The organism is Caballeronia sp. S22, assembly GCF_964261745.1.
In the GTDB taxonomy this organism is placed as follows: domain Bacteria; phylum Pseudomonadota; class Gammaproteobacteria; order Burkholderiales; family Burkholderiaceae; genus Caballeronia; species Caballeronia jiangsuensis.
The window spans coordinates 1665813-1678255 of record NZ_OZ180036.1; the positions used below are offsets into that span (position 1 = coordinate 1665813).

Sequence of the window (12443 nt, forward strand, 5' to 3'; positions counted from 1 at the left end):
CTGCTGCAAAGAAAGTAACCAAAGAAACAGCTATCCCCAGCCTAAGCACTTCACACCGGCCGCGGCACAGGCGATTGGCTGAATGGCCCGGCAGTAGCGAGTGCCCTCGAAGGTCTCGCGGGGCTTGGACCGCGCACGGTCTGACTCATCGCACCACACAACAAACTGGTTCAGCACCAAATAGCTCCAGCCCGCTTCGCGGCCGACCGGTCAATCGGGTTTGCATGTGCTTCTTTGCTGATGCCTCCATCTCAATGCACTGCACATGTATCCCGTTGGTTTCCCTTGCAGACCCAACGGCAGCGCGTAGCGCTGTGCCGAAACTCTTTCGTGCTGAACCCGCGCGCCAAAACGTTTGGTGCGTCAGACCGTGCGCGAGCCAAGCCCGATTGGGCCTTTGGGGGCGACACTTAGGCGAGTGCCACCGCGGGCTGGCAAGCATGGCCAAACTGCGTGTGACCGCGGGCTTAAACGAGCTGCTTTCTTTGGTTACTTTCTTTGCAGCAGCAAAGAAAGTGACCCCCGCCCCGGGGAGGGGCAGTGCTAATAGACCACCACGAATACGGGATCCGGCGAAATCAAAACCCTCAAAGCCCCAAATACTGCCGAACCGCCGGCAACCCATCCTTACCATCGACAGTCTTGACGCCTGCAAGCCAGGCATCCAACACCTGCGGATTCTTCTTGAGATAAGCCTTCGCCGCCTCAGCAGGCCGCTCCTTATTCATGACAGGCTGCATCAGCCGATTCTCCAGATCCGTCGTAAAGCGCAGATTGGAAACGAACTTCCCCGCATTGGGACATCGCGTCAGGAAATCCGTATTCGTCAGCGTATAGACCCGCGCCTCGCCATAATTCGGCCCGAACACCTCATCGCCGCCGGCGAGATAGTTGATCTTCATCTGAATGTTCATCGGATGCGGCTCCCAGCCGAGAAACACAACCGGTTTCTTCTCGCGGATCGCGCGCTCGACCGTCACCAGCATCCCCGCCTCGCTCGACTGCACCAGCTTGAATCCGCCAAGCCCGAACTGGTTAGTGTCGATCATCTTCTGAATCTTCGCGTTCGCGCTGCTGCCAGGCTCGATGCCGTAGATCGTCCCGCCCAGCTCGTCGCGATGTTTCGCGATATCCGCAAACGTCTTGATGCCCGCGTCATACGCATACGACGGCACCGCGAGCGTCGCCTTCGCGCCCGACAGATTCGGCGGTTCGAGCTTCTCGATGCTCTTCGCTTCGAGGAACGGCTCGACCGCCTTCTGCTGCACCGGCCACCAATAACCAAGCGACACGTCGATCTGCTTGCTCTTCAGGCCCGCGAGCGAAATCGGCACCGACGCCACCGTGGTCCGCGGCGCATAGCCGAGTCCCTCGAAGACGACCGATGCGAGCGCCGTCGTCGACGTGATGTCGGTCCAGCCGATATCGACGAAGCGCACCGTGCGGCAACTCGCATCCTCCGCGTGCGCAACCGGCGCGACGGCGAACGCGGCGCCCGCGGCGGCGACCAGCAAAGTGGAAATCAGGCGTTGTGTCATGACGAGCCTTCCGTTGAGGGTTGAATCGATGCGCCGGTTCGAGTGCCGGCGTGCATCAAAAGTACCGCCGCATAAAGGCGCCCGAACGCCCGCCTGCGACCGTGACTTGACCGCTTGCGACCTCCCCCCACATTGCCGTTGTGGATGCTCTTTCGCGCGACGCGCTTGCTCATATCCGGCGGTTTCGCACCATAGCGTTAACGCGCATTGAAACGATGAGTCTGGAACGAATACGCGCTCATTCCCGCCCTTCAGCATCGGAAAACACGTCCGACCCGCTTGTGCAAGGGCAATCTTTTCCGAAACGCCACGGTCTCTGTGGTTGGTCGCACATAGCAAGGATTTCTAACCGGGTAATGTGCCGGCAAAGGGCTATGCTCGGCTCGGCGATGGCTCGGCCATAGGAAATGGAGAGGTTTCCTGCGACGCCGTCGAGCACAGCTGTTTACTACACGCTTCCAATCAAAGGTGCCTGGAAAATGGACCGTCAAGACGCCATCCGAGAGAGCGCGCGGCTGTACGCACGCGAACCGCTGTTCTCGCCTTCCGCCGACCAGATTTCCGCATCGCGCATGACGGCCTTTACGGAGGCCTTCCAGAAAGCGACCGGCCAGCACTTCGCTGACTATTCGGCATTGCATGTCTATTCAGCCCGTGAATATCGGCAATTCTGGAAATGCTTTCTCGAATCGGCGCATGGACTCGAATGGTCGGGATCGGATGAACCGGTCTGCATCGGCAATCAATGCGAAACCGCACGGTTTTTCCCCAACGTCGAACTGAATTACGCAGAAAATCTGCTCGGCAAACGCATTGCGCCCGATGACGCCCCCGCCATCACATCGTGTTTCGCCGATGGCCGCCGCGTCACGTACACGCGCGGCGAATTGCGCGAGCGCGTCGTGCGCCTCGCGCAGGCGCTCTCCGAACTCGGCCTCAAGCCCGGCGACCGCGTGGTCGCGATCATGCGCAACGACTGCGAAGCGATCACCGCGGCGCTCGCCGTGACCGCGCTCGGCGCAACGCTCTCGACAGCCGCGCCGGAAAACGGCGTGCAGGCGATTCTCGATCGCTTCGCGCCGCTCGACCCGACGATGATGTTCGCACACACGATGCAGCGTCCGTTCGATACCGGCGGCTCGCTCTCGGGGCACGTCGCCGCGGTGGCCGCGCAGCTTCCGACGCTCACGGACATCGTCTGCCTCGACGACACGGAACTGCCGAGCACGGTAACGCAGCGTCATCATGATTTGAACGCGCTGATCGTGAGCGGCGACGCGATGCGTTTCGCATGGCAGCGTTTCCCGTTCAATCATCCGCTCTTCATCATGTTTTCGTCGGGCACGACGGGCAAGCCGAAATGCATCGTGCACGGCGCGGGCGGCACGCTGCTCGAACACGTGAAGGAGCATCGCCTGCACAGCGACTTCGGTCCCGGCGACAAGCTCTTCTTCCACACGAGCTGCTCGTGGATGATGTGGAACTGGCAGATGTCGGTGCTCGCGTCGGGCGTCGAGATCGTTACCTACGACGGTCCCGTCGCCGCCGTCGACACGCTCTGGCGCCTCGTCGCCCGCGAGCGCGCGACCGTCTTCGGCACGAGTCCCGCCTATCTGAAGATGAGCGAGGATGCGGGTATTGAGCCCGCCGCGCAGTTCGATCTGTCCGCGCTGCGCGGCATGATGTCGACCGGCGCCGTGCTCTACGACTCGCAGTTCCAGTGGGTCTACGACCACGTGAAGCAGTTGCAGTTGCAATCGATTTCGGGCGGCACGGACATCATCGGCTGCTTCGTGCTCGGCAATCCGAATCTGCCCGTCTATGCGGGCGAAGCGCAGTGCAAGAGCCTCGGCCTCGACGTGCAGGCGTTCGATCAGGGCGCGAGCACGATCATGCCGGGCGAGCTCGTCTGCACGAATCCGTTTCCGTCGCGGCCGCTCGGTTTCTTCGGCGACGACGACGGCTCGCGCTTTCACAAGGCGTATTTCGCCGCCAACGAAGGCGTGTGGACACACGGCGACGTGATCGAGTTCTCGCCGGAAGGCTCCGCGCGCCTGCACGGCCGCAGCGACGGCGTGCTCAACGTGCGCGGCATCAACGTGAGCCCGGGCGAGATCTATCGCATCCTGAGCGAGATTCACGAAATCCGTCATGCGATGGTCGTCGCCCAGACCGGCGCCAACGCGGGCGATGCAGGCCAGCGCATCGTGCTTCTGCTCGTGTTGCGGCCGGGCGAGCAACTGAATGCGGCGCTCGCCGCGCGCGTGCGCCGCGAACTCACGCGCCAGGGCTCCGCCGCGCTCGTGCCGGACGTGATCGTAAAGGTCGATGGCCTGCCCGTCACGCACAACAACAAACCTTCGGAAGCCGCCGCGCGCGATGCGGTCAACGGCCTGCCCGCGCGCAACGTGTCGTCGCTGGCCAATCCGGAGTGTCTCGATCAGATTCGCGAGCATCCGTCGCTCACGCGCATGAAACGCGATCTGCCCGCGCCGGGCGAATCGGCTGAAGCTATCGAAGCGTATCTGTGCGCGCTCTGGGAGCAGCATTTCAGCTTCTCGCCGATCGGCCGCGACGACAATTTCTTCGAACTGGGCGGCCATTCGCTGCTCGCCGCGCGCATGCTCGCCGACGTGCAGCGCGCGACCGGCCGCACGCTGCCGCTTTCGACGATGATCGTCGCGCCGACCATCGCGCGCCTCGCTTCCGTTCTCGCCGCCGGTCCGGACACGCGCGCGGGAGACTCGACCCTCGTGCAGATGCGCGCGGGCAGCGGCCGTCCGCTCTTCATGCTGCACAGCATCACCGGTTCGGTGATGGAGTGCCTGACGCTCGCCGGCATGCTGCAAAACGAACGGCCTGTCTACGGCCTCCAGGCGCTCGGCCTCGACGGCGATGAAGCCCCGCAGCACAGCGTCGAGGCGATGGCGCGCGGCTACGTGCTGCGCATGCGTGAAGTGCAGCCGAGCGGGCCGTATGCGCTCGTCGGCTATTCGTTCGGCGGCCTGGTTGCGTTCGAGATCGCGCAGCAGCTCGTCGCGGCGGGCGAGAAGATCGAGATGCTTTGTCTGCTCGACACGTACGTTCATACGCGCTGCCTGCCCTTCTCGCAATGGACGCGCTATCAGGCGGCCGTGGTCGTGGACCGGCTGCGCGAATTGCGCGCGCTCGAAGCCAGCGAGCGTCTCGGCTACATGCGCGGCAAGGCGGCAGTGATCACCGACCGCGTGCGCATGCGCATGGGCAAGCAGGCGCACAAGCCCGCACCCGAAGCGGCCGGACTGCCGCCCGTGCTTCAGCGCGTGCGCGAATCGATGCGCGTCGCGATGTCGACCTACAAGCCGCGCCGCTACGAAGGCGGCCCGATCGTCTACGTGCGCGCGAGCCTGCTCGACAACTCGCGCAGCGATCCGCTGCCGGTCTGGCAACGCGTCGCGAAGCACGGCCTACAGGTCATGCAGATCGATGGCAGGCACACCGATCTCGTCGTCGAGCCGCAACTCGCGAACGTCGCGCGGACGCTCACGAACGCGCTCTCGAGCGCCTGACCCGCTTCGATGTCAGTATGCAATCCGGCCGCCCTACGGGGCGCGCCGGATTGCGCGCGCTTTTTGCGCTTGCTAATGTGGACGGCTTGCTCATCGACCCGGCCTTATCGATCGATCCGATGTCCGCTCCCAACGATTTCCATTTCCTTCTGCTGCCCGAATTCTCGTCGATCGGATTCATGTCCGCGATCGAGCCGCTGCGAGTCGCCAATCGCTTCGCGGGCGACCTGTATCGCTGGCATATCCTCACCGTCGATGGCGGGCCCGTCGCCGCGAGCAACGGCATCACGCTCAATGCCGAATGCGCGTTCGACCAGGCAAGCGACGCGCGCACCGTGTTCGTCGTATCGGGATTCGAGCCGCTCTCGGGCTACACGCGCGCGATCGGCGACTGGCTGAAGCGGCTCGATCGCGCGGGCGCGACGCTCGGCGGCATCGATACCGGCAGCTTCATCCTCGCCGAAGCGGGGCTGCTCGCGGGCAAGCGCGCGACGCTGCATTGGGAAGCGGCGGCGGCGTTCAGCGAACGCTATCCGGCCATCGAGACGAGTCAGGAGCTCTTTGAAATCGACACGCGGCGGATCACGTGCGCGGGCGGCACGGCCTCGATCGACCTGATGCTCGACGTGATCTCGCGCGAGCACGGCGCGAGCCTCGCCGCGAAAGTGTCGGAGCAGTTCGTGCTGGGGCGCATCAGGCAGCGCTCGGATCACCAGCGTCTGCAGATCGCCGCGCGTTACGGCATCCACAATCGCAAGCTGATCCAGGTGATCGAGCTGATGGAGCAGCATATGGAAGAGCCGCTGTCGCCCGATGCGCTCGCCGAATCCATCGGCGTGACGCGGCGTCAGCTCGAACGGCTCTTCTGCTCGTCATTGAAAGACACGCCGACGCATTTCTATCTCGGCCTGCGCCTCACGCGTGCGCGCGAACTGCTTCAGCAGACCGACATGTCGATTCTTGCCGTCTGCGTCGCGTGCGGCTTCGAATCGCCGTCGCACTTTTCGCGCACGTATCGCGCGCGCTTTCACACGAGCCCGAGGCAGGACCGCAGCGCATTGCGCACGGTCCTCCCCGCGCGGCTCGCCGCCGCCTAGAACGAGTGCCGCATGCCGACACGGACATCGGCCTGCGTGTTCGACGACGACGGCGTGAAGCTGTAGCCGATGACCGCATCGATCGGACCGGACGCGCGCAGATAGTCGCCGGACACGTAGAGGTCCGTGCGTTTCGAGAGCAGATAGTGCAGGCCGAGCGAGCCCTGATTCCAGTGATTGCCTTCGAAGCGCGTGTGCTGATAGCCGCCGTAGAGACTCAGGTCGGGCATGAAGCTGTATGACGCGCCGCCTTCGTACACCTGCATGTGCGAGGTCTGACCGAGACCCTTGATGGTCGTGTACGTGAAGTTGCCCGACAGCATCAGATTGCCGATGGTCCACGCCGCGCCCACCGCGAACGCGCCTTGTTTATCGACGGGGAACGGATTCGCGCTGTAGAGATCGGTGACCGCGCCCGTCGTCGGATCCACGGATACGGTCGGCTGGCCGAGGAAGGTGCGCGCGCCGATCATCGCGTAGGGATCGAACGCATAGATACCGTTCGGATTGTTGAGCTGGGTATACGCCGCGCCGACATTGAAGGTGTTCGCCGCATAGTGCGCGCCCACGCTCCACGCGCTGTTGCGATGGAAGTTGCCCGCCTGATTGCCGAACGAATACATGCCGCCGAACGTGAAGCCGCCGAAGTCGTTCGACAGGAACTTGATCGAGTTCGGCAGGCGGTCGCCGTTCATGCGGTCGAAGTCGCCCTGGTGAATCGCGTAGCCGCTCGCCCACGCCGAGATGTTGTAGAGATAGACGAACTCCTCGGTCATGTCGAGCTGGTTGCCGAGCGACACCGTGCCCCAATGGTTCTTCAGGCCCACATAAGCCTGCCGGCCGAACTCCGCGCCGCCGAATCCGAGCTGGCCATTGCCGAGATGAAAGCCCGACTCGAGCACGAAGACCGCCTGCAAGCCGCCGCCCAGATCCTCCGTGCCGCGAAAGCCGATGCGGTTGCCGTAGGAGATGCCGTCGTCGAACTTGACGACGTGCGAGCCGCCGGTGTTGCTCACCCAGGTGACGCCCGCATCGAGAATGCCATAGAGCGTCACGTTGCTTTGTGCATGCGCGGCCATCGGCGCGCTCGCCGTGCCCGCTGCGAACGCGAGGCCTGCAATCTTCGCGGCATGTCCTTTTCTCATGTGCTGGTCCTTTGCTCGTCTTGATCGATATTGCGTTGGAAAAAGCGATGCCCTGCCTCGCGCGCGCGGCGAGAGGACAATGCGCCATGCTGACGTTGCCGGAAACTGCGGAAGACTGACTTCGAGCCGCTATCGGACGCGAAGAAACACGCTTGCGTCGACGTTGTTAAAAATAAGGCCCCATATATGTCGCGGCTCGACCCGTTGCGACGCAAATCTGTCCAGTTGCGACCAATGCGATGCAACGTTTCGCGTCGATAGAACTACTTCGATTTCGGACATGCCCGATATGCGTGACGGGGCGCGGCTTCCATACTTCCGAATCTGTAAAAAAGCTGCATCTCGTTCGTGTCGCTTCAGCAATCGATTCCGCCGAAAGCCGACAATCCCCATCTTTATTTCGTTCGTAGACCTGTCTGTCCTCGCAAGCACCATGACGCATAAAACCGCCTCGCCCTCTTCACCTCTCGTCACCGTCGTCATTCCCGCGTTCAATTCGGAAGCCTTCATCGGCGAAGCAATCGCCTCGATCCAGCATCAGACTCTCGAAGACTGGGAGCTCATCGTCGTGGACGATGGCTCCGCCGATCAAACCTTGTCCGCTGCACGTCAGGCCGCCGGCGACGACCCGCGCATTCGCCTCATCCGCTTCGACCGGAACCAGGGCATCAGCACCGCGTCGAACGCCGGCTTCGACGCGGCTCGCGGCGACTTCATCGCTCGCCTGGATTCGGACGACAGAGCGCTCCCGCACAGGCTGGCCACTCAGGTCGCTGCCTTCAGGGAAAACGATCGTCTCGCGGCGGCAGGGTCGCACGTCCGCATATTCGGCGATATCCCGGACGGCATCGCGCATTGCACGCTGGAAGACGGCAACATCAAGGCGCGCCTCCTCGACGGTCTGAACACCATCAGCGGGGGCACGCTCATGGTGCGGCGCGCCTTCGTTCGGGAACATGGCATCCGTTTCGACGAGGGCGCCCCCAGCTCCGAAGACCTGGACTATCTCACTTCGATCATGGCGGCCGGCGGCGAGCTCGCCAATGTCGACCAGGTTCTCACCGAGCACCGGTCCCATCGCGGCAGCTTCACCAACAGCCGGACGGAAATAGCAGGGCCGTGGCTTCAAACCGCCCGGCGTCGGCTCGTGTCGCTTTGGTATCCCGACCTCGATGCGCGCGATGTCGAAAACATCGTCATCCCGTTGCTCGAGGTCTATCCGGGCTCCACCGACGCCTTCTGCACCATCGTGCGTGCAATCGACAAGCTCATGGTCGCGAAGCCTCGTGACTTCGGGCAGGACACGTCCGTGGTCCACGCAATGCTCATCGATCGCCTGGGCAAAATGGCCGACATCTATCGCGACAACAACCTCGTCGACGCGTCGCATGTGCGGTTGATCCGCCACTTCGTTTCTCCCGCGACCAGCGCCGCGTTCGACCGTTTCGACGTCTAGCCGGGCATTGCACCTTCACTTCACGCCGAGCGCGGTCTGAACGGCTGCAAGCCCGTTCCCGCCGCTCGCCGTGGTCACACCGTCGAGCCACGACTTCAGCAGTTCCGGATGACGCTTCAGCGCATCCGTCGCGGCTGCATCGACATTCGTCTTCTTCTCCAGCACCTCGGTGATCACGCCGTTTTCCAGATCGACGTTGAACGCCATCTGCCTGAACAGCCGGCCCACGTTGGGGCATTGCTGCTCGTAACCGCTGCGTGCAACGGTATTGACCGTCGCGCCGCCGTAGTTCGGGCCGAAGTATTTGTCGCCGCCATCGAGATAGGCCAGCTTGAACTTCGTGTTCATCAGATGCGGTTCCCACGCGAGAAATACAATCCACTTCTTGTCGCGCACGGCCCGCTCCACTTGCGTGAGCATCGCGGTCTCGCTCGACTCGACCAGCTTCCAGTCACCGAGGCCGAAGGCCTTGTCATCGACCATGTGCTTGATGTTCTGATTCGCGGGCGCGCCCGGCTCGATGCCGTAGATGCGGTTATCGAACTTGTCGGCGTTCTTCGCGAGGTCCGCGAACGAGTGCACGCCGGCCGCCGCCACATAGTCCGGCACCGCGAGCGTGAACTTCGCGTTGGATAGATTCGGGCGCACCACGTCGATCGATTTCTCCTCGAAGAACGGCTTCACGAGCGGCGCCTGAGCGGGCATCCAGTTGCCGAGAAAGACATCGATCTGCCCTTTCTTCATGCCCTGATACGTGATCGGCACCGACAGGTTCGCGACGTTCTGCCGGTAGCCGAGCGCCTTGAGCACGATGCCGCTCATCGCGTTGGTCGCGTCGATGTCGGTCCAGCCGGGCCCCGCCATGCGCACCTGCGCGCAGGCCTGCGGCTCGGCGGCGAATGCATGAGAAGCCACGCACGCCAGCGCGGCGGCGAAGAGCGCATGAATGAAGCCCTTTTTCATGGTGCGTTCCTGTCGGATATGGGGATGATGAAAGTGGAAATCGCGTCTCGCGTCGTCAGTGCTCGACGGCGGGAAAGCGCGCCATCGCTTCGAGATCGTCCAGATCGATGTGATTGCGCATATAGCGCTGGCTCGCATCGACATGCGGCTGCCAGTCCCATGACTGAATCGTGCCGCGCGTCGTCGCCGCGAAATGAAAATGACGACGACGCTGACTCTTCAATACGTCCTGATGCAACGCATCGAGGTTCCAGCGGCGCGCGATTTCCGCGCGGAATTCGGCCACTTGCGCGGCGTGACGTTTATCGTTCGCGAGATTTTCGCGTTCGAACGGGTCCGCTGCCACATCGAAAAGCTGGTCGGGATCGACGCTCGTGTGGATGAACTTGAAGCGTCCGCGCCGGATCATCACGACCGGCGCGATGGCGCCTTCCGCGAGATATTCGCCGATCGCTTCGTCGTGGCCGCCTGTCGCGCGCAGATGCGGCACGAGGCTCCGACCGTCGATGCTGTCGGGCCATGATTGCGGCGCTTCCCCGCGCGCGAATTCGACGAGCGTGGGCAGCACGTCGAGATGCGAGACCGAGTCCGGCACGCGACGCGCGTTGAACTGCTTCGGCGCATGCACGATCAGCGGCACGCGGCAGCCGCCTTCGAAGAACGTCATCTTGTACCAGAGGCCGCGCTCGCCGAGCATCTCGCCGTGATCGGACGTGACGACGATGATCGTGTCGTCGGCGAGGCCGGCCTGCTCCAGCGCTTCGAGAATCGACGCAAATTGATCGTCGACGTAGGACACTGCGCCGTAATACGCGCGACGCGCGTTGCGGATCTGCCGATCGGTCGGCGGCGTGCGGTCCGCTTCGTACACGTGACGCAGGCGCTTCGAATGCGGATCGCATGCATCGAGCGAATCGCGGTAGGAAGGCATGTCGATATCCTCGTCGGCGTACATGTCCCAGTACTTGCGCGGAATGGCGTACGGATCATGCGGATGCGTGAGCGACGCGACCATCATGAAAGGCCGCGCGTCCCTGCCCGCATCGCGCTCGCGTGCGATATCGAAGAGCTTCTGACGCGTGGTGAACGTGACTTCATCGTCGAAGTCGAGCTGATTGGTCCGCACGCACGGCCCCGCATCGATGACGGAGCTCATGTTGTGGTACCACGTCGGGCGCGCATCGGGATTTTGCCAATCGGGTGTCCAGCCGAAATCGGCGGGATAGATATCGGTCGTGAGACGCTCCTCGAAGCCGTGCAACTGATCCGCGCCGCAGAAATGCATCTTCCCCGAGAGAATCGTGCGATAGCCTTCGGCCCGCAGATAGTGCGCGAAGGTCAGCGTTTCGGAGGGAAATTCGGCGGCGTTGTCGTATGCGCCGATATTCGATGGCAGCTTGCCCGCGAGCAGGGAGAAGCGCGACGGCGCGCACAGCGGACTCGCGCAATACGCGGATTCGAACACGACGCCTTCTCGCGCGAGCGCATCGATGCGCGGCGTCTTCGTCACACGGTTGCCGTATGCGGAGAGCGCGAAGGGCGTGAGCTGATCGGCCATCAGCACAAGGATATTTTGTTTCGTCTCAAGCATGAATGCGTGCCTCGAATAGAATCTTTGATTGAGCGTTCAGCGTCACTATTGCCGTTCAGATTGCAACTGTGAAGACGGCATTTCGTTATGCGCATATAAGGAGCACTTATGCCGCGGCCGGACCGCCTGCCACCGATGCAGGCGCTATCGATGTTCGAATCCGCCGCGCGCCTCGCGAGCTTCACGGCCGCGGCGCGCGAACTGGGCTCGACGCAACCCGCCGTGAGCCAGCGCGTCGTGCAGCTCGAAGAATCGCTCGGCGCGCCGCTCTTCGAGCGCGGGCATCGCGGCGTCACGCTCACGGAAGATGGCGCGCGTCTCTTCGATGCCGTGCGTCAGGGCCTCGATCTCATCCGCGCGGCCACGTCGGATATCCGCTCACGTCACGCGCAGCGCACGCTTACGCTCTCGACGGACTTCGGCTTCGCCACTTACTGGCTGATGCCGCGCCTGCCGCAATTCAAGGCGCTGATGCCCGATGTCGATGTGAAGATCATCACGTCGCAGAGCCTGCCGAGCGCATCGGGCGATCATGCGGATGTGGTCATCGTGTTCGGCGATACGCAGGCCGATTGGGGCACTAAAAGCGCCGTCAAGCTCTTTGCGGAGCGCGTGATGCCGGTGTGCAGCCCCGCGCTGATCGCAGGCGGAAGCGCGCCTGTTTCGCCCGCCGATCTCCTCAAATTGCCGCTGCTGCATCTCGAACCGACGTTCCCGGAGCGCTGGCTATCGTGGAGCGCCTGGTTCGAGGCACAGGGCCTCGCCGCGCCGCCGACGCACGGCGGCTTCACGTTCAACAGCTATGCGCTCGTCGCGCACGCGGCGGTGATGGGCCAGGGCGTCGCGCTCGGCTGGGCGCCGCTCATCGACGAACTCATCGCGACGGGCCAGCTCGTCGCGCTCTGCGATGCGCCGCTCGTCACCGATCGCGGCTATGTGCTCGTCACGCCGCGCGAGCCGGCTGCGGCTGTGCGCGCGTTCAGCGAGTGGCTGCTTGACGAATGCGACGTCGCCGGCTGACGCTTTCGTACTATCTGCGCGGCGGTTCGCTTCTATCCCGGATGTGCTCGCGTTTGCTCTACTAGCGCGTACGCTCGCCGCATTT

8 protein-coding genes are annotated in these 12443 nt (G+C 63.2%); 4 read left to right on the plus strand and 4 right to left on the minus strand.

What is annotated here, in order from left to right; all coding sequences use genetic code 11:
* Nucleotides 1–587: 587 nt before the first annotated feature.
* Nucleotides 588–1538 (minus strand): choline ABC transporter substrate-binding protein, encoded by a 951-nt coding sequence (locus ACEN42_RS23030; RefSeq protein WP_250485166.1) that lies wholly within the window; start codon nucleotides 1536–1538, stop codon nucleotides 588–590.
* Nucleotides 1539–2017: 479 nt separating this feature from the next.
* Here ACEN42_RS23030 and ACEN42_RS23035 point away from each other — a divergent pair, with 479 nt between their 5' ends.
* Nucleotides 2018–5086 (plus strand): acetoacetate--CoA ligase, encoded by a 3069-nt coding sequence (locus tag ACEN42_RS23035; protein ID WP_371881601.1) that lies wholly within the window; start codon nucleotides 2018–2020, stop codon nucleotides 5084–5086.
* 119 nt (nucleotides 5087–5205) lie between these two features.
* Nucleotides 5206–6183 (plus strand): GlxA family transcriptional regulator, encoded by a 978-nt coding sequence (locus ACEN42_RS23040; protein WP_371881602.1) that lies wholly within the window; start codon nucleotides 5206–5208, stop codon nucleotides 6181–6183.
* On the opposite strand, the gene ACEN42_RS23045 is transcribed toward ACEN42_RS23040, so the two are convergent.
* The gene (locus ACEN42_RS23045) at nucleotides 6180–7328 is read right to left on the minus strand and encodes a porin (protein ID WP_371881603.1); all 1149 of its coding nucleotides are present in this window, start codon (nucleotides 7326–7328) and stop codon (nucleotides 6180–6182) included. The genes ACEN42_RS23040 and ACEN42_RS23045 overlap by 4 nt on opposite strands.
* Nucleotides 7329–7761: 433 nt before the next feature.
* Between ACEN42_RS23045 and ACEN42_RS23050 the strand changes: the two genes are divergently transcribed.
* Nucleotides 7762–8784, plus strand: a complete 1023-nt coding sequence (locus ACEN42_RS23050) for a glycosyltransferase family 2 protein (protein WP_371881604.1) — start codon at nucleotides 7762–7764, stop codon at nucleotides 8782–8784.
* Nucleotides 8785–8799: 15 nt separating this feature from the next.
* Here the strand turns inward: ACEN42_RS23050 and ACEN42_RS23055 are convergent, their stop codons facing one another.
* Together ACEN42_RS23055 and betC are read right to left on the minus strand one after the other, a co-directional pair.
* Nucleotides 8800–9747 carry a choline ABC transporter substrate-binding protein gene (locus tag ACEN42_RS23055; protein WP_187605452.1) on the minus strand — a complete coding sequence of 316 codons (948 nt, stop codon included), beginning with the start codon at nucleotides 9745–9747 and terminating at the stop codon, nucleotides 8800–8802.
* 55 nt (nucleotides 9748–9802) lie between these two features.
* Nucleotides 9803–11338, minus strand: a complete 1536-nt coding sequence (betC, locus tag ACEN42_RS23060) for a choline-sulfatase (protein ID WP_371881605.1) — start codon at nucleotides 11336–11338, stop codon at nucleotides 9803–9805.
* 108 nt (nucleotides 11339–11446) lie between these two features.
* On the opposite strand from betC, the gene ACEN42_RS23065 reads away from it, so the two are divergent.
* Nucleotides 11447–12358, plus strand: coding sequence for a choline sulfate utilization transcriptional regulator (locus ACEN42_RS23065; protein WP_371881606.1), 912 nt, complete (start codon nucleotides 11447–11449; stop codon nucleotides 12356–12358).
* The last annotated feature ends 85 nt before the right edge of the window (nucleotides 12359–12443 follow it).